The 22,245-nt window shown below is 48.7% G+C and carries 31 protein-coding genes and 3 pseudogenes; 5 read left to right on the top strand and 29 right to left on the bottom strand.

Going from position 1 to position 22,245, the window contains the following annotated elements:
- Positions 1-60 precede the first annotated feature (60 nt).
- From rpsN to MKQ70_RS35065, 19 genes and pseudogenes are all read right to left on the bottom strand, one after another.
- Positions 61-330, bottom strand: coding sequence for a 30S ribosomal protein S14 (gene rpsN, locus MKQ70_RS35145; protein WP_244837282.1), 270 nt, complete (start codon positions 328-330; stop codon positions 61-63).
- Positions 331-408: 78 nt separating this feature from the next.
- Entirely contained in the window at positions 409-618 is a 210-nt protein-coding gene (locus MKQ70_RS43590; RefSeq protein WP_443657987.1) for a hypothetical protein, read from the bottom strand.
- A 38-nt stretch (positions 619-656) separates the two neighbouring features.
- Positions 657-797, bottom strand: a complete 141-nt coding sequence (locus MKQ70_RS43585) for a hypothetical protein (RefSeq protein WP_443657869.1) — start codon at positions 795-797, stop codon at positions 657-659.
- A 17-nt stretch (positions 798-814) separates the two neighbouring features.
- A complete protein-coding gene (locus MKQ70_RS43580; RefSeq protein WP_443657868.1) occupies positions 815-982 on the bottom strand; it encodes a hypothetical protein in 168 nt (55 codons plus the stop codon).
- On the bottom strand, positions 982-1,320 hold the full coding sequence (gene rplX / locus MKQ70_RS35135) for a 50S ribosomal protein L24 (RefSeq protein WP_248080054.1): 339 nt from the start codon (positions 1,318-1,320) through the stop codon (positions 982-984). Before rplX ends, MKQ70_RS43580 begins: the two co-directional genes overlap by 1 nt.
- A gap of 133 nt (positions 1,321-1,453) precedes the next feature.
- Positions 1,454-1,822, bottom strand: a complete 369-nt coding sequence (gene rplN, locus MKQ70_RS35130) for a 50S ribosomal protein L14 (RefSeq protein ID WP_248080051.1) — start codon at positions 1,820-1,822, stop codon at positions 1,454-1,456.
- A gap of 21 nt (positions 1,823-1,843) precedes the next feature.
- Positions 1,844-2,152: a 30S ribosomal protein S17 gene (rpsQ, locus tag MKQ70_RS35125; protein ID WP_248080048.1), complete on the bottom strand. Its 309-nt coding sequence runs from the start codon at positions 2,150-2,152 to the stop codon at positions 1,844-1,846.
- 92 nt (positions 2,153-2,244) lie between these two features.
- Positions 2,245-2,445 carry a 50S ribosomal protein L29 gene (gene rpmC, locus MKQ70_RS35120; RefSeq protein WP_248080046.1) on the bottom strand — a complete coding sequence of 67 codons (201 nt, stop codon included), beginning with the start codon at positions 2,443-2,445 and terminating at the stop codon, positions 2,245-2,247.
- 50 nt (positions 2,446-2,495) lie between these two features.
- Positions 2,496-2,915 carry a 50S ribosomal protein L16 gene (gene rplP, locus MKQ70_RS35115; RefSeq protein WP_244837286.1) on the bottom strand — a complete coding sequence of 140 codons (420 nt, stop codon included), beginning with the start codon at positions 2,913-2,915 and terminating at the stop codon, positions 2,496-2,498.
- An 81-nt stretch (positions 2,916-2,996) separates the two neighbouring features.
- Positions 2,997-3,659: a 30S ribosomal protein S3 gene (gene rpsC, locus MKQ70_RS35110; protein WP_248081857.1), complete on the bottom strand. Its 663-nt coding sequence runs from the start codon at positions 3,657-3,659 to the stop codon at positions 2,997-2,999.
- 187 nt (positions 3,660-3,846) lie between these two features.
- Positions 3,847-4,191: a 50S ribosomal protein L22 gene (gene rplV, locus MKQ70_RS35105; RefSeq protein WP_248080044.1), complete on the bottom strand. Its 345-nt coding sequence runs from the start codon at positions 4,189-4,191 to the stop codon at positions 3,847-3,849.
- Between the two features lie 107 nt (positions 4,192-4,298).
- On the bottom strand, positions 4,299-4,565 hold the full coding sequence (gene rpsS / locus MKQ70_RS35100; RefSeq protein ID WP_248080041.1) for a 30S ribosomal protein S19: 267 nt from the start codon (positions 4,563-4,565) through the stop codon (positions 4,299-4,301).
- Between the two features lie 78 nt (positions 4,566-4,643).
- Entirely contained in the window at positions 4,644-5,474 is an 831-nt protein-coding gene (gene rplB, locus MKQ70_RS35095) for a 50S ribosomal protein L2 (protein ID WP_248080039.1), read from the bottom strand.
- A 93-nt stretch (positions 5,475-5,567) separates the two neighbouring features.
- A complete protein-coding gene (locus tag MKQ70_RS35090; RefSeq protein ID WP_248080037.1) occupies positions 5,568-5,741 on the bottom strand; it encodes a 50S ribosomal protein L23 in 174 nt (57 codons plus the stop codon).
- A 222-nt stretch (positions 5,742-5,963) separates the two neighbouring features.
- Positions 5,964-6,569 (bottom strand): 50S ribosomal protein L4, encoded by a 606-nt coding sequence (gene rplD / locus MKQ70_RS35085; protein ID WP_248080035.1) that lies wholly within the window; start codon positions 6,567-6,569, stop codon positions 5,964-5,966.
- 1 nt (position 6,570) lies between these two features.
- Positions 6,571-6,780: pseudogene (locus tag MKQ70_RS43575) on the bottom strand (50S ribosomal protein L3); the annotation flags it as partial.
- Positions 6,781-6,949: 169 nt separating this feature from the next.
- Positions 6,950-7,186, bottom strand: coding sequence for a hypothetical protein (locus MKQ70_RS43570; RefSeq protein WP_248080033.1), 237 nt, complete (start codon positions 7,184-7,186; stop codon positions 6,950-6,952).
- Positions 7,187-7,349: 163 nt separating this feature from the next.
- The gene (gene rpsJ, locus MKQ70_RS35070) at positions 7,350-7,655 is read right to left on the bottom strand and encodes a 30S ribosomal protein S10 (protein ID WP_248080031.1); all 306 of its coding nucleotides are present in this window, start codon (positions 7,653-7,655) and stop codon (positions 7,350-7,352) included.
- Between the two features lie 448 nt (positions 7,656-8,103).
- Entirely contained in the window at positions 8,104-8,643 is a 540-nt protein-coding gene (locus tag MKQ70_RS35065) for an outer membrane beta-barrel protein (protein WP_248080029.1), read from the bottom strand.
- A 209-nt stretch (positions 8,644-8,852) separates the two neighbouring features.
- Between MKQ70_RS35065 and MKQ70_RS35060 the strand changes: the two genes are divergently transcribed.
- On the top strand, positions 8,853-9,986 hold the full coding sequence (locus MKQ70_RS35060) for a PQQ-dependent sugar dehydrogenase (protein ID WP_248080027.1): 1,134 nt from the start codon (positions 8,853-8,855) through the stop codon (positions 9,984-9,986).
- A 75-nt stretch (positions 9,987-10,061) separates the two neighbouring features.
- Here the strand turns inward: MKQ70_RS35060 and MKQ70_RS35055 are convergent, their stop codons facing one another.
- The 9 genes from MKQ70_RS35055 to fusA all read right to left on the bottom strand — a co-directional run bounded on the left by MKQ70_RS35055 (position 10,062) and on the right by fusA (position 15,771).
- The gene (locus MKQ70_RS35055; RefSeq protein ID WP_248080025.1) at positions 10,062-10,877 is read right to left on the bottom strand and encodes a hypothetical protein; all 816 of its coding nucleotides are present in this window, start codon (positions 10,875-10,877) and stop codon (positions 10,062-10,064) included.
- A 420-nt stretch (positions 10,878-11,297) separates the two neighbouring features.
- A complete protein-coding gene (locus MKQ70_RS35050) occupies positions 11,298-11,696 on the bottom strand; it encodes a hypothetical protein (RefSeq protein ID WP_248080023.1) in 399 nt (132 codons plus the stop codon).
- Between the two features lie 43 nt (positions 11,697-11,739).
- Positions 11,740-12,048 carry a hypothetical protein gene (locus tag MKQ70_RS35045; protein WP_248080022.1) on the bottom strand — a complete coding sequence of 103 codons (309 nt, stop codon included), beginning with the start codon at positions 12,046-12,048 and terminating at the stop codon, positions 11,740-11,742.
- Positions 12,029-12,316, bottom strand: a complete 288-nt coding sequence (locus MKQ70_RS35040; protein WP_248080020.1) for a hypothetical protein — start codon at positions 12,314-12,316, stop codon at positions 12,029-12,031. Before MKQ70_RS35040 ends, MKQ70_RS35045 begins: the two co-directional genes overlap by 20 nt.
- Positions 12,317-12,432: 116 nt before the next feature.
- Positions 12,433-12,792: a hypothetical protein gene (locus tag MKQ70_RS35035; protein ID WP_248080018.1), complete on the bottom strand. Its 360-nt coding sequence runs from the start codon at positions 12,790-12,792 to the stop codon at positions 12,433-12,435.
- A gap of 26 nt (positions 12,793-12,818) precedes the next feature.
- Positions 12,819-13,037 (bottom strand): hypothetical protein, encoded by a 219-nt coding sequence (locus MKQ70_RS35030; RefSeq protein WP_248080016.1) that lies wholly within the window; start codon positions 13,035-13,037, stop codon positions 12,819-12,821.
- A gap of 2 nt (positions 13,038-13,039) precedes the next feature.
- Entirely contained in the window at positions 13,040-13,351 is a 312-nt protein-coding gene (locus MKQ70_RS35025; protein ID WP_248080015.1) for a hypothetical protein, read from the bottom strand.
- Positions 13,352-13,626: 275 nt separating this feature from the next.
- Complete coding sequence (locus MKQ70_RS43565; RefSeq protein ID WP_443657867.1) at positions 13,627-14,304, bottom strand: translation factor GTPase family protein; 678 nt, start codon at positions 14,302-14,304, stop codon at positions 13,627-13,629.
- A 15-nt stretch (positions 14,305-14,319) separates the two neighbouring features.
- Positions 14,320-15,771, bottom strand: coding sequence for an elongation factor G (gene fusA / locus MKQ70_RS35020; RefSeq protein WP_443657866.1), 1,452 nt, complete (start codon positions 15,769-15,771; stop codon positions 14,320-14,322).
- A 661-nt stretch (positions 15,772-16,432) separates the two neighbouring features.
- Here fusA and MKQ70_RS35015 point away from each other — a divergent pair.
- The 4 genes and pseudogenes from MKQ70_RS35015 to MKQ70_RS35000 form a co-directional block, all read left to right on the top strand.
- Positions 16,433-16,933 (top strand): T9SS type A sorting domain-containing protein, encoded by a 501-nt coding sequence (locus MKQ70_RS35015; protein ID WP_248080013.1) that lies wholly within the window; start codon positions 16,433-16,435, stop codon positions 16,931-16,933.
- A 19-nt stretch (positions 16,934-16,952) separates the two neighbouring features.
- A complete protein-coding gene (gene porV, locus MKQ70_RS35010) occupies positions 16,953-18,125 on the top strand; it encodes a type IX secretion system outer membrane channel protein PorV (RefSeq protein ID WP_248080011.1) in 1,173 nt (390 codons plus the stop codon).
- Between the two features lie 28 nt (positions 18,126-18,153).
- Positions 18,154-18,558: a hypothetical protein gene (locus tag MKQ70_RS35005; RefSeq protein ID WP_248080009.1), complete on the top strand. Its 405-nt coding sequence runs from the start codon at positions 18,154-18,156 to the stop codon at positions 18,556-18,558.
- Between the two features lie 113 nt (positions 18,559-18,671).
- Positions 18,672-21,494 (top strand): annotated as a pseudogene (locus MKQ70_RS35000) (beta strand repeat-containing protein); the annotation flags it as partial.
- A 256-nt stretch (positions 21,495-21,750) separates the two neighbouring features.
- Here MKQ70_RS35000 and rpsG read toward each other — a convergent pair.
- Positions 21,751-22,217: pseudogene (gene rpsG / locus MKQ70_RS34995) on the bottom strand (30S ribosomal protein S7).
- Positions 22,218-22,245: the final 28 nt, after the last annotated feature.

Below are 22,245 nucleotides of genomic sequence, written 5' to 3'. Positions count from 1 at the left end.
CCGATAAGGAAAGGAATCAGTTAGTTGCCGGCATGCTGGCACCGGACTTTACTCTTGGGCTTACCAGCTAGCTTTTCTTACGCCTGGGATTTTACCTGCCAGGGCCATGTCGCGGAACATGTTACGGCACAGGCCAAACTGGCGCATGTAACCTTTAGGACGACCGCTTAACTGGCATCTGTTGTGCAGACGAACGGGAGAAGCATTCCTGGGCAGTTTGTCAAGTGCTGCATAATCGCCTGCGGCTTTCAGCTCAGCGCGTTTTTCAGCAAATTTGTCTACCAGGGCTTGTCTCTTTCTTTCTCTGGCTTTTACGGATTCTCTTGCCATATTAAATTGTTGATATTCCAGTTTTAAAATCCCAAATCCCGTGCTCTTCAAAGCCCGGGACTTGTTATTTCGAATATATTATTGATTATCTCTTTTGATGTTTTTGAACGGCATACCCAGTTCTTTCAGCAGCTCGTAAGCCTCTTCGTTGGTTTGGGCAGTCGTTACAAAAGTGATATCCATACCGGAGATCTTCGTTACTTTATCGATATCGATCTCAGGGAAGATGATCTGCTCGGTAACACCCAGTGTGTAGTTACCACGACCGTCGAACGCCTTGTCGTTGATACCTTTAAAGTCACGTACGCGAGGCAGGGATACAGCGATCAGCCTGTCCGGAACTCGTACATGTTAACTCCACGCAGGGTAACACGGGCGCCGATTGGCATATGTTTCCTCAACTTGAAGTTGGAGATATCTTTCTTAGATAAAGTAGCAATTGCTTTCTGACCAGAGATGCGCGTCATCTCGTCAACAGCAATATCTACCAGTTTTTATCGCTAACCGCACCGTTAATACCCTGGTTCAGGCATATTTTGGTGAGGCGGGGTACCTGCATAACAGTTTTGTAGCCGAATTTTTTCATCAGCGCGTTTACCACTTCTTCGCGGTATTTGGTAGCCAGCCTGGGTGTATATGTAGTATTTGCCATTATTTAATTACCTCCCCTGATTTTTTAGCTATACGAACTAATTTACCATTCTCTCTCTGACGGCTCACTTTGGTTGGTTTGCTGGTTTTAGCATCCCAGAGCATAACGTTAGAGATTGCGATAGGCGCTTCCTGCTTTACGATACCACCTTTGGTATTTTGAGCAGTAGGTTTGGTGTGTTTGGTGATGATGTTAACACCTTCAACCAATACACGAGCCTTCTCGGGAAGTACTTCCAACACTTTACGGGCTTTGGTCCTGTCTTTGTCGTCGCCGGCAATTACAACTACCATGTCGCCTTTCTTAATGTTGAACTTAGGCTTAAATCTAGTTTTCATTATTTGTTTGTTTAAAACGCCAAGCGAAACGCTGGTTTCGCTTGATTAATAAGTTTTCTCGCTTTTAGAAACGGGCTGCAAAGATATAAATAAAAAGCGAAAAGGCCAAATAAGCCTTTTCGCAACTAATATCTTAGAGTACTTCAGGAGCGAGAGAGATAATCTTCATGTATCCTTTATCCCTGAGCTCACGGGCAACCGGACCGAAAATACGGGTACCGCGGGGCTCGTCGGCGTTGTTCAGCAATACAACTGCGTTGTCGTCGAAGCGGATATAAGATCCGTCTTTACGGCGCAATTTGTTCTTGGTCCTCACGATAACTGCTTTGGTAACAGTACCTTTTTTAACGCCACCAGCGGGGATTGCGTCCTTTACAGTTACTACAATCTTGTCGCCTACCTTTGCGTAGTCCTGGCCAGAGTTACCCAACACGCGGATGCAAAGTACTTCTTTAGCACCAGAGTTATCAGCTACGTTCAGCCTTGATTCTTGTTGTATCATCGTAATACTTTTGTTGTTTAATCAGCGGCTGTACCGGGCAATCCGCATACAGCTTGAAACAAGTTGATTGATTATTTTACTTTTTCGATAATTTCTACCAGTCTCCGTGGACTTGTTCTTGCTCAACGGGCGTGTTTCCATAATTTTTACGGTATCGCCGATGCTGCACTCGTTCTTTTCGTCGTGAGCCATGAACTTGGTAGTTTTTTTAATGAACTTACCATAAATTGGGTGTTTCACTTTACGTTCAACAGCAACGGAGATGGTTTTATCCGCCTTATTGCTGGATACCACGCCAACCCTGGTTTTTCTTAATTTTCTTTCGGTCATTTTGAAAGTATTTTACCACCGTGCTCCCTTACGGGAGGTTAAAAATATATTTTATGCGGGCGGCCCATGACTGGGCGTCTACCCAGTTGGATTTAGAAGCCCAGCTCTCTTTTGCGCAGTTCAGTTTTCATGCGCGCAATATCCCTTCTGATACCGCGAATGCTCATCGGGTTTTCGATGGGAGTAATTGCGTGGCCGAATGAAACCTTTTTCAGGCGCAGGGTTTCTTCAGAGATTTTCTCTTTCAGTTCCTGCTCGCTTAAGCCCTTAACATCCAGTTTAGCTTTTGCCATTGTATTATCTTTTTCTGTTTTGTTAGTCAGTAGTAATAATTACCCGTGGCTTATGCTACGTAATCGCGGCGTACTACGAATTTCACTGCGATCGGTAATTTCTGTGCGGCCAGTTCCATAGCTTCTTTCGCTACCTGTAAGGGTACGCCGTCTGCTTCGAAAAGGATTCTGCCTGGTTTTACTACAGCAGCCCAGTGATCAGGAGCACCTTTACCTTTACCCATCCTCACTTCCAAAGGTTTAGCAGTGATAGGTTTGTCGGGGAATATACGGATCCACACGTTACCTTCACGCTTCATATGCCTGGTCAGAGCCACCCTGGCCGCTTCAATCTGGCGGTCAGTGATCCACTTAGGTTCCAATGCTTTGAGGCCGAAAGTACCAAAGGAAAGGGTTGCACCCCTCTTTGCGTTACCCTTGATGCGGCCTTTGTGCATCTTCCTGTGTTTCGTTCTTTTTGGCTGTAACATCGTTTATGTTATTAAAAAGTTTATTTATAATTCATCGGCAGCTTGCACCGCCCTGTTTATTTCCTTCGAATCAGAAGAAGACTATCTGCGGGGACCACGGTCGCCACCACCTCTTCTATCGCCGCCGCCGCCACGAGGGCCACGGTCACCACCGCGATCGCCACGGTCGCCGCCACCACGAGGGCCACGGTCACCACCGCCACGAACTTCACCGTCTTTACCGCTGATTGCGTTCGGGTTCAGATCGCGTTTACCAAGTACTTCACCTTTACAGATCCATACTTTGATACCGATTTTACCATAAACAGTCTGTGCAAACAAAGAAGCATAATCGATGTCCATACGGAAAGTGTGCAAAGGTACACGACCTTGCTTCATTTCCTCAGAACGTGCGATTTCTGCACCGCCCAAACGACCGCCAACTTTTACCTTGATACCTTCGGCGCCCATTCTCAGAGCAGTTGCAATCGCCATTTTGATAGCACGTTTGTAGTTGATACGGCTTTCAATTTGTTTTGCGATTGTTTCACCTACGATATTGGCGTCGATTTCCGGACGACGGATCTCGAGGATGTTGATCTGAACGTCTTCCTTGCTGGTCAACTTTTTCAGTTCTTCCTTGATACGATCCACTTCGTTACCGCCTTTACCTATGATGATACCAGGTTTGGAAGTATGAATGGTGATGATGAGTTTACCCAGTGTTCTTTCGATCACTACGCGAGAAATACCGCCTTTGTTGATACGGGCATTCAGGTATGTCCTGATCTTGTTATCCTCGATCAGTTTGGTAGAGAAATCTTTTTGCTACCATACCAATTTGAGTCCCATCCTCTGATGATACCTAACCTGTTACCAATAGGATTTGTTTTCTGACCCATGTTCTGGTTTTATTTGTCTATGAGTTTAATACTATTTGTTTCCTTTAAGCTTATGCGCGGCTGTCAACTACGATAGTTACGTGGTTGCTCCTTTTACGGATACGGTAACCACGACCCTGAGGAGCCGGACGCATTCTTTTCAGTTGGCGGCCACCATCTACGAAGATCGTTTTTACAATCAGGTTCGCATCTTCTGCCCTAACACCTTCATTCTTCACTTTCCAGTTGGCAACTGCTGACAACAGCAATTTCTCCAGGGGTACGCTAGGGTGCTTGGTATGGAACTTCAAAATGTTCAGCGCTTTCTCTACATCCAGTCCGCGGATCAGGTCTGCCAGCAAACGCATTTTGCGGGGAGATGTAGGATTATTATTGAGCTTAGCTACTGCTTCCATTGTTATATGTTTCGGATTCGTGTTAATTGTTTCAATTCAGTTCCGGTTCTGTATTTCAGGTTTCATCCAATATTACCGGAAACCGAAAAACTAAAACCTTACACTAATTACATTTTCTTGTTGGCGTGTCCTTTGAAGTTACGCGTAGGCGCAAACTCACCCAGTTTATGACCTACCATGAACTCTGTTACATACACAGGGATAAATTTGTTACCGTTGTGTACTGCGAAAGTATGGCCCACAAAATCAGGAGTGATAGTTGAACGGCGGCTCCACGTCTTGATAACAGTACGTTTAGTGCCTTCATTCATTTTATCTACCTTCTTCTCTAATTTCTGGTCTACGTAAGGACCTTTTCTAATGGAACGACCCATGATATTATGTTTAAATTCCGTTTATCAGATACCGGTTCCCAAATGTTACATCCGGGAACCGGACCAGGATTTTAAATATTATTTGTTTTTACCTTTCCTGCTGATGATCAGTTTATCAGAGCTCTTATGCGGCTTCCTTGTTTTCAGGCCCTTAGCATATTTGCCGGTCCTTGAACGCGGATGGCCACCGCTTGATTTACCTTCACCACCACCCATCGGGTGATCCACAGGGTTCATTGCAACACCGCGGTTTCTTGGGCGGATACCTCTCCAACGGTTAGCACCAGCTTTACCGATGGATTGCAATGCGTGGTCGGAGTTAGAAACGGTACCTACAGTAGCTTTACAAGTGTTCAGTACTTTGCGGAGCTCACCAGAAGGCATTTTCAATACAGCGTATCTTTCTTCCTTGTTCGAGAGCTGAGCATAAGTACCAGCGCTTCTTGCGATCGCGCCACCTTTACCAGGCTGCAGTTCAATGTTGTGAACAACAGTACCCAGCGGCATGTTTTTCAGCGGCAGTGAGTTACCCAGTTCAGGAGCAACGTCGGTGCCTGCGATTACAGTAGCGCCAACCTGCAGACCCTGCGGTGCGAGGATGTAACGTTTTTCACCATCTGTATAAGACAACAATGCGATAAACGCGCTACGGTTCGGATCGTATTCGATCGATTTAACAGTAGCAGGGATGTTTTCCTTGTTACGTTTGAAATCAATGATACGGTAATGTTTTTTGTGACCACCACCGATATAACGCATAGACCTGCGGCCTTGCGCGTTCCTACCACCAGTTTTGGAGATAGGCTCCAGCAGGCTCTTTTCAGGTTGGTCAGTAGTCAGCTCTGCATACGCATTGCCGATTTTCCAACGGGTACCGGCTGTAATCGGTTTGTACTTTTTCAGTGCCATTTTCTAAAATCTAAGAATTTTAAAATTCAGTTTATTAAGTCGATCTGTATATACATCCATATATATCGGTTGTTTCAACCGTTATAGGGCACATTACATGTTAGCATACAGATCTATGGATTCACCCTGTGCGAGGGTTACTACTGCTTTTTTGTAAGAAGGCTTGCGGCCAGAAATGAATCCCGCTTTAGTGAAACGGAATTTGCTCTTGCCGGGCATTACTGCGGTGTTTACTTCGGCCACAGTTACGCCGTAAAATTCTTCCACTGCTTTTTGATCTCCAGTTTGTTGGCTTTTTGTCAACAATGAAGTAGTAGCGGTTGAATTTATCGGTAGCCTTATTCACCTTTTCAGATACCACCGGTTTGATTAAAACATCAGAAGGTTTCATCTTTTATCGCTTTTCGCTGCCGGCCAGCCGGCAGCTTGTTTATTATATAGTTATCGGTTCAACTTATGCTACTACTGCAGGCTCTTCAGTGAAGATCTTTACAGCACTCTCAGTAAACACCGGTAGTTGGTATTAACGATGTCATAAGTGTTGATGTCGCTCAGTACAGTACCACCAACTGTAGGAATGTTACGCAGAGACAGGTAAACATTGTCATTGTACTCAGGCAGTACGAGCAGGGTTTTCTTTCCTTCTACGTTGATGCTCAGGTTTTTGAGAATGCTCATGAACTGTTTTGTCTTTGGAGCCTCGAAGTTTACATCTTCAACGATGATGATGCCGTTTTCTTTAGCTTTTGCAGACAGTGCGGAGATCTTAGCCAGATCTTTCACTTTCCTGTTCAGTTTGATGTCGTAACGGTGAGGTTTTGGACCGAAGATGGTACCACCACCTTTATACAGTGGGTTACGGATGTTACCTTTACGGGAACCACCAGTACCTTTTTGTTTGTGCAGTTTGCGGGAAGCACCTTTCACTTCAGCACGGGTTTTTACCTTGTGTGTACCCTGACGCTGAGCGGCCAGATACTGTTTCACAGCCAGGTAAATAACGTGGTTGTTAGGCTCCACACCGAAAATCTCCTCAGGAAGTTCTACTGAACGGCCTGTTTTCTTACCTTCTATATTTAAAATGTCGAGTGTCATGTTACTTCTGGATTAAAACGATTGAACCATTGTGGCCCGGAACGGAACCACTTACCAGGATATAATTCTTGTCAGGGAATACCTTCAGAACCTTAAGACCTTTAACTTTCACTCGTTCGTTACCAGTTTGGCCAGCCATACGCATGCCTTTAAATACGCGGGAAGGATAAGAAGAACCGCCTACGGAACCGGGAGCCCTGCTACGATCGTGCTGACCGTGCGTTGCTTCACCAACACCGCTAAAGCCGTGACGTTTAACAACACCCTGAAACCTTTACCTTTAGATGTACCAACTACATCTACTTTCTCACCTTCAGCGAAAATTTCGCAGGTGATGGTTTCTCCAAGGGCTTTCTGTACGTCTGGGTTACGGAACTCTTTTACGAAGCGTTTAGGGGAGGTCTGTGCTTTCGCGAAGTGATTAGTTTCTGCTTTGGTAGCGTGCTTCTCTTTTTGTCGCCGAATGCTACCTGAATTGCGTTGTAACCGTCTGTTTCTTCAGACTTCACCTGTGTTACAACGTTGGGACCCGCTTCGATGATGGTGCAGGCAGTCTGCTTGCCATTAGCTTCGAAGATGCTGGTCATCCCAATCTTTTTGCCAATAATACCTTTCATTGATGATATATTATGCCCAGCGCCTGAGGGATGTCAAAGCTATCCTCAGGATGAGCGGTTTAAATACTCGTTTTATTGGTGGCCACCCAGAAGGCGTGACCTAAATCTCTTGTATAACGTTACAAATACCTCAAGCGGACCTTTCGCCCGCCTGCCGATGTCCTTACGCCTTGATTTCTACTTCTACACCAGAAGGGAGGTCGAGCTTGCTCAACGCGTCCACTGTCCCGGAAGAGGAAGTATAAATGTCCAACAAACGCTTGTGCGTGCAAAGCTGGAACTGTTCGCGCGCCTTTTTGTTAACGTGCGGAGAACGCAGTACCGTAAAAATTTTCTTTTCTGTAGGCAAAGGTATAGGACCTGTTACCACGGCACCCGTGTTACGCACGGTTTTAACGATCTTCTCAGCGGATTTATCCACCAAATTATGATCGTAGGACTTCAGCTTGATTCTAATTCTCTGAGACATATGCAATGAACTTCTTCTAATTTACCCCTTACAATTTGGGAGGGCAAAGGTAGCCAATTTTTTAATCGGGACAAATATTTTTGAGGGAAAATTGAGATTAATAGCAAAATAATATAAAATTATCTGCCGGTGCTAACAAACCATCCCGATGAGAAGCATGCTAATTTACACATTTACAGGTAATTCCGTCCTCCAACCGCTTTTTTAGTTATCCACAATGTCCCGCTCACTTTATCCCCACGTTTTCGCAAAATATTCGTCCCCCTTGCAGCGCGCAGCCCAATCATCTTTTTTACATTGATGTGGTAAAAATAAAAGAGGCCGGTACACGACCGGCCTCCCTGTAACCTATATCAAACTGGAAAAAATTACATTTTTCCCTTCTCTTCGCGATAGATCTCTTTCGCTTTTGAAGAAGGCAGGTAAATCTGGAAACCCAGGTTCAATCCTACCCGGTGACTGGTGGTAGAGCTACCGAAGCCAACCCCCGGTCATACTTCACCAGCGCCTCCGGGGCTACGTTAGGGGTAATGAAATAAGCCAGACCCGGACCAAAACCAATACCTAAGCCATTAGTTTCCACTGAGTTCTCCCCAGCGCCCTCAATTTTAGTCTTGGTGTTGTTGCCGGTAAAACCCACGTTACCTTCCGGGAAGAACTTGCTCCGTTTCGAAAACTCTACATTCTTATCGTTAATGTAGTAACGACCGAAGGCGCCGATACCATAATTTACCGCCGTCGTTTTGGAAATATCCACTTTGTTGTGGTCCAGTCCCAGGCTCACGTCCGCACCAATAGCGAGACCGTCCCTGATGAACCAGGCAGCTTTTGGTGAAATACCCAGCTGGAACCTGTTAGAGCCGTCCTGGAAGGTACCCGTTACGTTGAGGAGGTTGGCGCCCACCATTACATTGCCTCTTTGGGTCTGGGCCATGGCTGCAGAGCTCAGGGATATCAGTGCCGCGGTCAGAAAGTGCAGTTTTTTCATAAAATCATGTTTTGGTTTTAATGACGATTTTTATTGAAGGTTAATAAATGCATCCGGGGTAATTAGATTAACCATGTAATTGCTTTGCCAAACAAAATACTGATAATGAACCTATAACATAATTCCCGTCAAAAAGGTTCGACCAACTATTGTGCCGTTATACTGCACAGGCATAAAAATTGTCTGTAATCGGTTATAACCGATCTTCTATGAAAACAACGATATTCTTTTTCGGGTGCGCCCTGGTAGTATCCGCAGGCCTGCTGATGGCGGGTTGCGGCAAAAACAACGGTAAGGATGGTGATACCCCGGGACCCGAAGAACCAGGCTGGCCTACCGACAGCGTACGCACTGTGGCACAGGGGCTTACACAACCCTGGGAAATTTTGTGGGGACCAGACAACCACATTTGGTTAACAGAAAGAGGTGGCCGCATCAGCCGCCTGGAACCCAGAACAGGTACGCTGAAGCCGCTGCTCACGGTTCCCGATGCTGTGCAGAACGGCGAAGGCGGCCTGCTCGGCATGACCCTCCACCCCAATTTCACATCCAACGGCTATCTATATATCGTGTACAACTACAATAAAGGCAACACGTACACAGAAAAAGTGGTGCGTTATACGTATAAAGACAGCGCCCTCTCCTCCCCTGTCACGCTGTTGGATAACATTGGCGCCGCCGGCATTCATAATGGCTCGCGATTACTCATTGCGGACGATAAGTTGTTTATCACCACCGGCGATGCCGCGGCGGGCGACAATGCTCAAAACACTGCCAATCCAAACGGCAAGGTGTTGCGTATTAATCTTGATGGCAGCATTCCGGCCGATAATCCCATCGCTAACAATCCGTTGTGGAGTTATGGGCACAGAAATCCACAGGGAATGGTAAGGGTAAATAACACCCTGTACACCTCGGAACATGGCGCTAATATCGAAGATGAGGTAAACATCATTGAAAAGCAACGCAATTATGGTTGGCCAAATGTCGAAGGCCCCTGCAATACCAACAGCGAAAACACCTTTTGTGCAGCCAACAATGTAAAAGCACCGCTATGGTCATCCGGCACACAGGGCACTTTTGCCATTTCGGGCATGGACTACTACAACAATGACCGCATTCCTAAATGGAAAAACTCGTTACTGGTTGCCAGCCTGAAAAATACCCGTTTGTACCAACTACAATTGAGCAGCGACGGCGCTACGGTAACCGCAACACAAACTTATTTCACCGGCGCTTTCGGCAGATTACGCGATGTATGTGTGTCGCCTGCGGGCCGCGTATACCTTTGCACCGGCAACGGCAATAATGATAAGGTGATTGAGATCAGTAAGCCAGAATAACGACGCGTATTTGTTCTATATAATCGACGACAAAAAGGGGGCTTAGGCCCCCTTTTTATTTAGTACTGAAGTTCATTAGTTTTTCGTGTACTGCGTAATACCGCCGGACTGCGACAGTGTTAAGGAATTGCCGTTAAGGCGCACATGGTACACGTTAATTTCCGGGCCGCCGGCAGGTGTTTGTTCCCTTATGAGAATCAGTTTACCGGTAGACACAAAGGCCCATAGATAATGTGTTTGCACTTGCTGGCTGCCGGCATTGTACGTTACCTGGCCGGAACAGAATTGCGGCAATACCGCCGTACTGTAATTCCTTGCAAACTCGAATACTGCGGCGCCACCACTGCCCAATGTCAGGTCCAGCTTCGTGACCAGGCTGGCCTCTGTCATAATGCTGTCTGTAGGGCATCTTTGGCCTTCCGGGCAATACCCGCGCAGGGTATCGTTGTCGCAGTAAAACAGCCGGAAGGTACTGTCCGGGCTGTAGAAATCTTCTTTCCAGCCGGCTGCGCTGGAATCGGCGATTTTACGCCATGTGCCGGTCAATGCACTTCCTGCCCCGGGCTGCAGATCGGTCACACACAGCTGCACAGGCCCGCTGGTGTGCCCCGCACTGTCGTACGCGGCGTAAGAAATGCAAAAGGTGGTGTCAAAACCTTCGGGCAGCTGCAGTACGATAGCAGAATCGCCTGCATTCGGCATACCGGTTTCGGCCGTTTTGGCCAGCACATTGGATTTGCGCGCACCACGCGGTTGGGTGTAGTCTACTTTAAAGTAGCTGTTAGCCCCATCGATACGCACATAGTAACCAGCCGCTTTACCGGAAATGACCATGGGCAGGACCACCACATAGCGGCCCATCACGACCACGTTAGCCGTGTCTGCCAGCACCGGCGCATTGGCTGAAGTTGAGGGAAACGTCCCTTCGTGGCGCTGTCCGTAAAAACTTTGATACTATCGGAAAGAGCGTCGGCTCCTACCGTTGCCTGCTCTCTTTGGCGCAGGACATGATGCCGGCTACTGCCAGGCAGACCATCAACAGGTACTTCTTCATAGCGGATTTAAGTTAACAATTCCTAAAAGTGAAGTGAACACTATGATATCAACCTGAGCATACAATTGTTACCTGTTCGTAGCAATAGAAAAGGACGGGGAAATCCCGTCCTTCAGGAATTCTTCCTGCCAGCCACCTTCTCCTGCGAAGTTGCGCCTACGGCCCTTCAGCGAGAGTATCCGGGTTAGTTACACCTGTAACGTTTTTAGCGTCAGTATCTACCGCAGGACATAAAGCCGGCTACTTAAGCATTGCGACTATTTCTTCGTGTATTCGAATGTGTTGTATTCGTCTTTCAAGATGAACTGGTTGCCTTTCGTTTCCAGTACCTCGTTTTTACGATATGTAAACGTTTCCAGGCCCGGCCCGCCATTGTTATCGATGATGGTGTAAAGCGATTTAGTGGTAGCGTCGTACGACCAGCCGCCTGTTTCCTGGCGGGTAGTATTACTGTTCTTATATGCCAGCGCGCCGCAGGCGGATGCCGCCCAGTCTACCGGTGCATACTTGTACGACTCGGTACGGGTAAACGTACCGTTGGAAGATAACACCAGCTCGTCGGTTTCCAGCTTATACACGTACAGCAACATGCGCTGACCATCGCAGAACTGGCCGTTGGGACAGTTGGTAGTCGGTGTGTTGTTTACGCAGTACACGGTGGAATAAGCAGAATCGCCACGGTAAATGTCTTTGTTCCATTCAACACCGTCGGAAATACCCGTCTTTTTCCAGGGAACCGTTCAGCGTTGATAGTCCGGCCGGCTGTATCAGCTGCACGTTGTAGGTAACGGTGTTGCTCACGCTGCCGTCGTTGCCATAAGCCGTAAGATTCAGGGTGAAATTACCGGACTTAATACCTTCCGGCAGTTTAATCATCACCACGGAATCGCGGTAGGAAGCGTCCTGGGTTTTATATGGGCCACTCTCCCCTACCACCAGCCGGGCGTTGCGGGTACGGCTATAGTCCACCTTAAAATAACCGGTTGTGTCACCTTCTACCTGCACCATGTACCCCCACATCGTTGGCGGACACCTGCGGGTCAATGATCACATAACGACCGGAAATAGCGATTACATCAGACTGGTTGTCATTGAGGTACAAACCGCTGTAGGTGTAAGCGGGAACCTTTCCTGTAATGCGCTCACTGTAATAAACTTTTACGCTCTTCGCCAGTGAGACTGCATCGGAGGGATCCACCTGCGGCTTCGCTGCATCCTTACCGCAGGATAAACATCCGGCTATGGCGAGCACAGACAGAAATACATACTTTTTCATAGGAGATAAATAGGTTTATATATACAAATATATAACGATAATTAATAATTAGTTCTGCCATTACGTTAAAAAGGCTGCCCCGGTAAGGGCAGCCTTCGCATTAGCCTGATAGCCAACTATTTCTTAGTATATTCCTCTTTATCACCATTCTCGAACGTGATCACAAATTTCTTTCCGTCGATTTCCAGCTGATAAGATTCGAAGGAAGCACCGTTATCGTCGGCGGTATTATCCGTGAGGATCAAACGCTTAGATGCTTTGTCGTACGCCCAAAAAGCGTTGCTCGGGTCCTCTTCTACGACGGATGTATTGTATTTGAATGCGGAACAGCTGGATGTTTCCAGGTTGATGTTTAGCAGGGTGCGTTTTTCTACATATACAAAGCTGCCATTGGCATTGAAAGCCATGTAGCTGGAGTCGATTTTCAGATCGGTGAGTACATTTACCGGCGTGCAATTCAGGCCGGGCTCGCACAACCAGCCAAGTTTGTTGATGCTGCACATTAACTCCGCGCGGCTGGAGTCGTAACGGTCGCTCCATTTGTTTTTTTCCTTGTCATAGGAACGGCTGCGGTTCCAGTGCCGTTCAGGGTTGTTTCATTGGCCGTTCTGGTGACGGTTATACAGCGCTTCACTACGTTACCGATCTGGCCGGCGTCGTTGTAAGCGGCGACGTTCACACACAATTCGCCGCTGGTGATGTTTTCCGGCAGTTTCACCACGATCAGGGAATCGCTTGCGCCCTGTTCTTTGAATAATCCGGTGCTGGTGCCCTGCGGGCGCCACGGGTTTGGGAATAATCAATTTTGAAATAAGACTTTGCGCCGTTGATCTGTACAAGGTAACCTTTCACGGCTTCGCCGGCGGTGCTGCTGGGTTCGAGTACGATAAAACCGCCTGCCAGTGCAAAAGCGGCGGCGTCGCCGGTATAAAGCTCCACGACGGGCGCACCGGCTGTCACCGCGGGCAGCTGGCCCTGTACGGTAGTACCATAGTACACTTTGGCCGCAGCCGTTACTGCGTCGGGGTTACCCACATTTACATTGTCTTTTTGTCATCGTCTTTGCCGCAAGACAGGAAGCCGGCTACAGCCAGCAGGGAAAGCAAAACATAGCGTTTCATAGGTGCTCTAAAAGGTTTTAAGGATGATGGTTTTCGGCGTTGATCCGCCGGGTTACACAAAGGCTTCCGGGGTAAAGATATCAAAATATAAATAAAAATATAAATTCGTACTTACTTGATAAGCATAAAAAAGAAAAGGCCCCGCTTTACAGCAGGGCCTTTTATATAGACCAATTGGATCAGTCGGAATTAGTCGGCTTTCACTTTGCCTTTCACTTTCGCGATCACCTCTTCGGCGATGTTGTTAGGTGCAGGAGAGTAGTGAGAGAACTCCATGATAGAAGTTGCACGACCGGAAGACAGGGAACGCAGCTGCGTTACGTAACCGAACATTTCGCTCAACGGAACTTTAGCTTTGATTACCTGTGCGTTGTTTTTCGCTTCCATACCTTCGAGCATACCACGACGACGGTTCAGGTCACCTGTTACGTCACCCATGTACTGGTCAGGAGTGGTTACTTCAACTTTCATGATCGGCTCGAGCAGCACTGGTTTCGCTTTACGGCCAGCCTCACGGAATGCGGATTTAGCGCAAAGCTCGAAGGACATGGCGTCGGAGTCAACCTGGTGGAAAGAACCGTCGAACAGACGCACTTTCAGGTTGTCCAGCGGATAGTTAGCCAGTACACCCTGGTTCATAGAGGCTTCAAAACCTTTCTGAATAGCGGGGATGAACTCTTTCGGGATGGAACCACCGAAGATATCGTTGATAAACTGGAAGTGTTTACCATCGTTTTCTTTCAGCCATTCAGCATCAGCGGGTCCGATTTCGATCTGGATGTCGGCGAATTTACCGCGACCACCCGTTTGTTTTTTGAACACTTCGCGGTGCTCAACTTTGTTGGTGAACGCTTCTTTGTAAGCCACCTGGGGTTACCCTGGTTAACTTCCACTTTGAACTCGCGTTTCATACGGTCGATGATGATCTCCGTGAAGCTCGCCCATACCGCTCAGTACAGTCTGACCAGTTTCCTCGTCAGTCTTAACTTTCAGGGTAGGATCTTCTTCTACCAGTTTAGCGATCGCCATACCCATTTTATCTACGTCTGCCTGAGTTTTAGGCTCGATCGCAACAGCGATTACCGGCTCAGGGAAGGTCATAGACTCAAGAACGATCGGGTTTTTCTCATCACACAGGGTGTCGCCTGTTTTGATATCTTTAAAACCAACAGCAGCTCCGATATCACCAGCTTCGATGAAATCGATAGGGTTCTGCTTGTTAGCGTGCATCTGCATGATACGGCTGATACGCTCGTTTTTACCGGTACGGGTGTTCAGTACGTAAGAACCTGCGTCCAGACGGCCAGAATAAGCCCGGAAGAACGCCAGACGGCCTACGAAAGGATCGGTAGCGATTTTGAACGCCAGGGCCGCGAATGGCTCTTTTGCATCCGGTTTACGCACCAGTTCTTCGCCAGTGTCGGGGTTAGTACCAGATACCGCCTCAATGTCCATTGGAGAAGGCAGGTAGCGGCAAACCGCGTCCAGCATTTTCTGAACACCTTTGTTTTTGAAGGAAGAACCGCACATCATCGGGATGATCGCCATATCGATGGTTGCTTTGCGGATCGCTTCATGGATCTCAGCTTCAGAGATAGAGTTCGGATCTTCGAAGAATTTCTCGAGCAGTTTATCGTCGTAGTCAGCTACTGCCTCAACGAGTTTACCTCTCCATTCGTTCGCTTCGTCTACCATGTCGGCAGGGATGTCGATCTCCTGGTAAGTTGCACCTTTACCTTCTTCGTCCCAGATGATACCTTTCATGGTGATCAGGTCAACCACACCTTTGAAAGTATCTTCCGCACCGATAGGCAGTGTCAGGGGAACGGGGTTAGCACCCAGCATTTCGCGGATCTGCTTTACCACGTTCAGGAAGTCTGCACCGGAACGGTCCATTTTATTAACGAAACCGATACGGGGTACGCGGTAACGGTTAGCCTGGCGCCAAACAGTTTCAGACTGAGGCTCTACACCGGATACGGCGCAAAACAGGGCAACCAGACCGTCGAGTACACGCAGGGAACGTTCTACTTCTACAGTGAAGTCCACGTGACCAGGGGTATCGATGATGTTGAATTTATATTGTTTGCTATCTGGCGTAGCTTTACCCTGCAAAGTAGGGAAGTTCCAGAAACAGGTAGTCGCAGCGGATGTGATGGTAATACCTCTCTCCTGCTCCTGCGCCATCCAGTCCATGGTAGCTGCACCTTCGTGAACCTCACCTATTTTGTGGGTTTTACCTGTGTAATACAGGATACGCTCTGTGGTAGTGGTTTTACCGGCATCGATGTGCGCCGCAATACCAAAGTTTCGTTGAAATCTTAAGTCTGCCATAAAATTAAATGCTATAAATAATGCAATTCAGGGCGCAAAGGTAAACTATTTTTAACAATAAATAAAGTATGTACGCTTTGCCGAAATGTTAATTCCCCGCCATCTTTTTAAAGCCTGATACTCCCTCAAAATTGACCAGATACCGCCATATGTCTCCGAAAAAGTCAAAATAAAGCCGGGAATTAAAAAAAAACCGCCGTTCGCAAATCTAAATAGTTGTAATTTATCGAAAATAGTAATTTTATTCCCGGTAGTTAGTAGTCACTACCATATAGGAAACGTGCAGCATGAGCAGCCCCAGGTATGTATAGCCCAGAGATGTGAAGCCAGTCGAGTACACCTGTGTAACCAGCGAAGTTTGAGTATTTAATCTTTTCGATTTCAGCCACCCTTTTTAACCTTTTTTTCCCCGAAGGGAGCATGGACAAACTATGCCCTTACCCGCGGTAACTGTATCAATCATTGCAACCATAAACCAAAGTATATTATGAAACCAGATCTACTAACCGTATTACACCAGCGTAAGGCTCCACCCTTATAGCTACAACTCCCTTTTTCAAGCATTTATAACCGTGCTTTTACGCGGACCATCCGGATCCGTAATGGTTATGTTATGCCCATACGGGAACACCTCTATTGTTATTCCATCAATTCAATCATCATGAAAAAAACCTCTACCAGGTATCTTCTATTCGCAGCCTTTGCCCTGTTGCTTAGTCTGCCCGCCCGGTCGCAGATTCTCGTGCGGCAGGTTACCAGCACGGCGGGCGGTAGCGGCACCGTGGGCAACGTATTGTTCGAATACACCATCGGCGAAACCGCGGTAACAACGCTCGCAAACGGCGACATGCTAACCCAGGGATTTAATCAGCCGGAAGTAATTCCCTACCCGGGGCAGGGCGCGAACCCCATCGTCAATACGATGATCTTTCCGAACCCCGCCGTTGCTAACGTCAAAATCCAGTTTGACCTGCTAACAGACGCCAACGTGAACATGCAGCTATTCAACACGGCGGGACAGGTAGTGTACCAGGAAACACGTAAGTACGGGCCGGGCAAAGTACTAATGACCGTACCGGTAAACCGCTTTGCAGCGGGCATTTACACGGTAATGATCAAGGCAGGCGGCCACGTGTTCATGGATAAACTCATTGTCCAGTAAACCTCTCAAACCAAAGTTTATGAAAAAGTACATTATACCCTTAGCGCTTTGTAGTTGTGCGCTGCTTGCCGGCGAGCATGTACTGGCGCAAAAGCAGGAGCAAAAACCGCCGAGCGTGGGTGCGTCGTTTCTGCAAATTAACCCCGACGCACGTACGAGCGGCATGGGCGATGCGCCTACCGGCGTAGAGCCGGACGCCAACGCCCTGTTCCACAACGCGGCCAAAATCGTGTTTGCGGGCGATTGGGGCGTAAGCGCCTCCTACGCTCCCCGGATGTGGGAACTCAATAACAACGGCAGCGGCAACACGGCACTGTTCTATGTAGCCGGCTTTAAAAACTTCGACGATAAAGAAGGTATCGGCTTATCGATGAAATACTTCCACCATGGCGACGTAACCTTCCGCGACGATAACGGCGCCGTGCTGCAGCAGTACAAACCCAAGGAGTTTGCCGTCGACGCAAGTTATGCCCGCAAACTGGGCAACCGCCTGGCCCTGGCCATTTCGCTGCGTTACATCCGGAGCGATCTCGGTAACGGCACCTTTAATGGGTTACAGCAAAAACCGGCGCAGGCAGGCGCGGGCGACATCGGCCTGTATTACCAGAACAATGTGGACCATATTGATTTTGGCAACCGCTACAGCTGGGGCGTCAGCTTTACCAATATTGGCAACAAGCTGAAATACACCGACGATGCGAACCGCAAAACCTTTTTGCCCATGAACCTGCGTATTGGCGGCGGGTACAGTTTCGTGCATACCACGGAGCACACCTTTACGCTGGCGGCAGAAGTGAATAAGCTGCTAGTGCCCACCCCGCCTATTTACGTGGAAGACAACAATGGCGTGCCTACCAGCGAAATCGCGAAAGGTAAAGATCCCAACAGGGGCGTGGCCGCAGCATTGTTCAGCTCACTATGGGACGCGCCGGATGGTTTCAGGGAAGAAATAAGGGAGTTTACCGCCGCCGGCGGGATAGAATATGCCTACCAGCACCAGTTCTTCGTGCGGGCCGGCTACTTCCGCGAACATCCCAACAAAGGATTCCGGCAGCATTTTGCGGCAGGTATCGGGGCCAGGGTCAAAATGTTCCAGTTTGATATGGCTTACGTGATGCCTACCGACAACAGTCAATTCCGTCGCAAATCACTAAAATTCAGTTTACTATACACTCTTTCTCCTGAAAAATAATCCTACTAACCTGAAAAACAACCGAGATATGAAAATGATACTATTGCTCGTGGGCCTGATCGCATTCGGCACCCTGAGCGTGCATGCACAACAGAACGGTCGCCAGTCGACTAAATACGTACTGTTCCCGGATTACGACAGAGACATCCAGAAACTGAACGCGGATAAAGAGAAAAACGCCCGTAAGGCGCCTGAAAATCATCAGGCTACCCGCCAGCAGATCTTCACCAATTACAATCCGCAGAAAACTACGCCCAAAAGGCAGATAGCTGCGAAACGTCAGGGTGAGGACAAATTATCCTCTGCCACTGTAGCTCCTACCAAAGAGCAGGTAGATCAGATGCATAAGGAGCTTAAAAAACCGGAAATCCCTACGCAGGGGGTGGACGAACCAGCAGCTTCAAACTGCCTGCCAAAGGACAAAAAATCGTAAAACAACCGTAAACCGAACATCACCATGAAAAAGTACTCTACCTCTTTTGCCTTCTCCCGGCATCTAAATACACCAGCGCACAAAGCGGCCTTACGGGCACGAACTACCAGGCAGTAGCGCGCAACGCCAACGGTACCGTGTATTCCAACCAGGCCGTTCAAGTAAGATTTTCTGTATTAGGCGGCGCGGCCAACGGCCCCGTACAATACCGGGAAACACATAATACAACGACCAACCAGCTGGGCCTTTTCAGCCTGCAGATCGGTCGTGGTACACCGGTAACCGGCACCTATGCAGGCGTTCCCTGGGCTAACGCTAACCAGTACCTGAAAGTGGAAGTAGCAATTGGCGGTGGCGCTTTTACAGAATTGGGCACCAGCCAGTTAATGAGCGTACCTTTCGCATTGTATGCAGCATCCGGTAACCCCGGCCCTGTTGGTCCTGTAGGTCCTGCCGGTCCTGTTGGTGCTACCGGCCCCGTTGGCCCCGCCGGCCCGGTTGGCGCTACCGGCGCTGTGGGCCCTGTTGGTCCCGGTGGCCCTGTAGGCCCGATTGGCGCTACTGGCGCCGCAGGCCCTGTTGGTCCTGCCGGCCCTGTTGGCCCGGTTGGTCCCGTTGGCCCTGCCGGTCCTCAAGGTCCTGTAGGTGACATGAACGCAGCTGCTGCAGGCGGTGACCTGAGCGGCAACTACCCCAATCCAACTGTAGCTAAAATTCGCGGTATAGAAGTAGGTGCTGCGGCGCCTGTGCTGGACCAGGTACTGAAATACAACGGTACCAACTGGGTACCTTCCACGCTTTCCGCAGGACTTGTTCTCCCCTTCATTAAAACAGAGAACAATCCATCCACGCTGTTCTCCATCACCAACGATGGCGACGGTACTTCTATTGAAGGTGTTAATAATACCACTACGTCCAGCATTGCGGCGGTACGAGGCATTGTGAACAGCACGGCCCCGGGTGGTTTCTCCTCCGCAGTACGTGGTATCAACAACGGCACGGGCGGTCTGGGCATCGGTGTTTGGGGATCGCAGGCTGGCAGCGGCTGGGGCGTATACGGCGTAACACCGAACGGCCTGGGTGTATATGGTAACTCAAGTGCCAATGGTACGGGCGTTTATGCGAACAGCAACAGCGGGACCGGTCTTACGGCTACAAGCGTGAACGGCATTCCCGCCAGTATTTCCATCTTCAACAACGCCAACAATAACAACGCTTTAGTCGTGAACAGCGTGGGTAATGGAACAGTGGTGAACGTTAGCACAACCGGCAACGGCGCAGGTGTGCTGTCGTCGGCCGGCGCGGGATTTGGCGTGCATGGTATTACCAGCCAGCAAACCAGTGCAGGCATCGTTGGCGACAACAACGGAGCAGGTGAAGCCATCGTGGGCCGCACTACTTCTGATATTGCCGGTGCGGTAGTAGGCCGTAACGATGGCGGCGGTTATGGTGTAAGAGGCTTTATTGCCACCAGCACCAGCGGTTCCGGTATTGGTGTATTCGGACAGGTAGGTATCAACGGCAGCACCGGCCGAGCGGGTCGTTTCCTGAACGCAAACCAGAACAACGAAGTGAACACCTTTGAAGTAGAAACCAATAGCAATGGTAATATCCCGGACAACACGCAGGGTAATGCCGCATCCTTCCTGGTAGACAATACCAATAGCGTTGCTGCGGGGGTACGTTCGGAAGTGAAAACCATTTTCGGCAACTTCGGTGCGGCGGGTATTTTCGGCGTGTCTTCCGGTACCGGCGGTTTTGCGGGTTTGTTCCACCAGTCGAACCCGTCAGGTAACGGCCCGGCACTGGTAGCTATTGCGGACGGAAACGGCAATGCCATTACCGCCAACGCCAGCAAAAATGGTAACGCTGTAGAAGCCAACATCGACGGGGCAGGCAATGCGCTGTATGCCTGGGTGCCCTCCTTTGCCACAGGTCGTGCGGCCCGTTTCGAGAACTTTAATGAAGATAACACGACCGGCGTAATCAACGTGAAAACGATCGGCAATGGCATTGCAGGTAACTTTATCGTAGACCGTGTTACAGGAACATCACCCGCTGTAAAAGGTGAAGTAAACTCCCAGTTCGCCAACTTCGGTACGGCTGGCATCTATGGCGTATCATCCGGAACAGGTGGATATGCAGGCCTGTTTCACGCTTCTAACGCAGCCGGTAACGGTCCGGCGTTAATAGCACTCGCGGATGGTAATGGTAATGGCATCACAGCCAATGCAGGCGGTAACGGGGATGGTGTAGAAGCTACCTGTGACGGAAACGGTAATGCGATCTTTGGCTGGATTCCCAACTTTGGTACAGGTAAAGCTGCCCGTTTCGCGAATTTTAATGTCAGTAACGGCCAGCCGGTAGTGCAGGTTAATAATGCCGGTACAGGCAATGCTTTGTTAGTAAACCATACAGGCTCAGGTGGTAATCTTGCCGTTCTCCAGAACGCTGGTGTAAATGTGGCACGCATCAACAAAACGGGTATGGGTTTCTTCAACGGTGGCACCCAGAACAGTGGCGCTGACGTTGCGGAAGCCTTCGACGTAGAAGGTCATATCTCCGCCTACGAACCCGGCGACGTACTGGTAATTTCCACCACTACCGACAGGATGGTTGAAAAATCAGCCGAGGCTTACTCAACCCTCGTAGCTGGCGTTTATGCTACTAAACCAGGTGTACTGTTAACAGAAGAGAACATTGATACCAACATCGACGATAAAGCGCCTATGGGCGTGGTAGGTGTAATCCCGACGAAAGTTTGCCTGGAAGGTGGCGCGATCAAACGCGGCGACCTGCTGGTTACTTCCAGCAAACCGGGTTATGCGATGAAGGCCGATATCAACAAGGTGAAACCCGGCCAGGTGATCGGCAAGGCTTTGCAGGAGCTGACGACTGGTGAAGGGAAGATCAAAGTGCTGGTAAACGTGAAATAATGATCTAAGTATAGGTACTGCACGGCACTAAATGCAGTACGGTTTCGACGTTTAATTATGGTTGTAACTTAGCGAAGCCCGCTTTCCAGCGGGCTTCTGCTTTTTATCCGGGTGAGGATAAGCATGTAATTCAGTGGCAATGAAGAAACCCGGCGGCTGAAGAAGCGATTACCTGGACGGCCCAAATAAAAAGGCAAACGCTTCCAATCGGAAACGTTTGCCATAATTATATGCTGTAGGACTTGCGTCCTTTCTACTATACCCTGAAGTGAGAGAAGGCTTTGTTCGCCTCAGCCATACGGTGAGTATCTTCTTTCTTTTTGAAAGCGGCACCTTCACCTTTGCTTGCAGCTACGATCTCGTTCGCCAGTTTCTCAGCCATGCTCTTACCATTTCTTTCGCCAGCGAAACGGATCAACCATTTCATAGACAGAGAAATTTTTCTATCAGCACGAACCTCGGCAGGAATCTGGAAAGTTGCACCACCGATACGACGGCTTCTAACTTCAACAGCGGGAGTTACGTTCACTAACGCTCTTTTCCAAATTTCGTAACCATTTTCGTTAGTAATTTGGCTAACGCGGTCAATTGCATCGTAGAAAATTCTGTAGGCGATGCTTTTTTGCCCTGCTCCATGATGTTGTTCACGAAACGGGTTACCTGTTTGTCGCCAAATTTAGGATCTGGAGCCAGCGGTAATTTTTTCGCAGCTTGCTTTCTCATTTATTGAAAAATTTCAACTAGTTATTAT

Origin of the sequence: Chitinophaga sedimenti, assembly GCF_023156195.1 — a bacterium.
In the GTDB taxonomy this organism is placed as follows: Bacteria; Bacteroidota; Bacteroidia; order Chitinophagales; family Chitinophagaceae; genus Chitinophaga; species Chitinophaga sedimenti.
The sequence above is the reverse complement of the archived record's forward strand: the minus strand, read 5'-3'. Positions and strand labels throughout refer to the sequence as shown.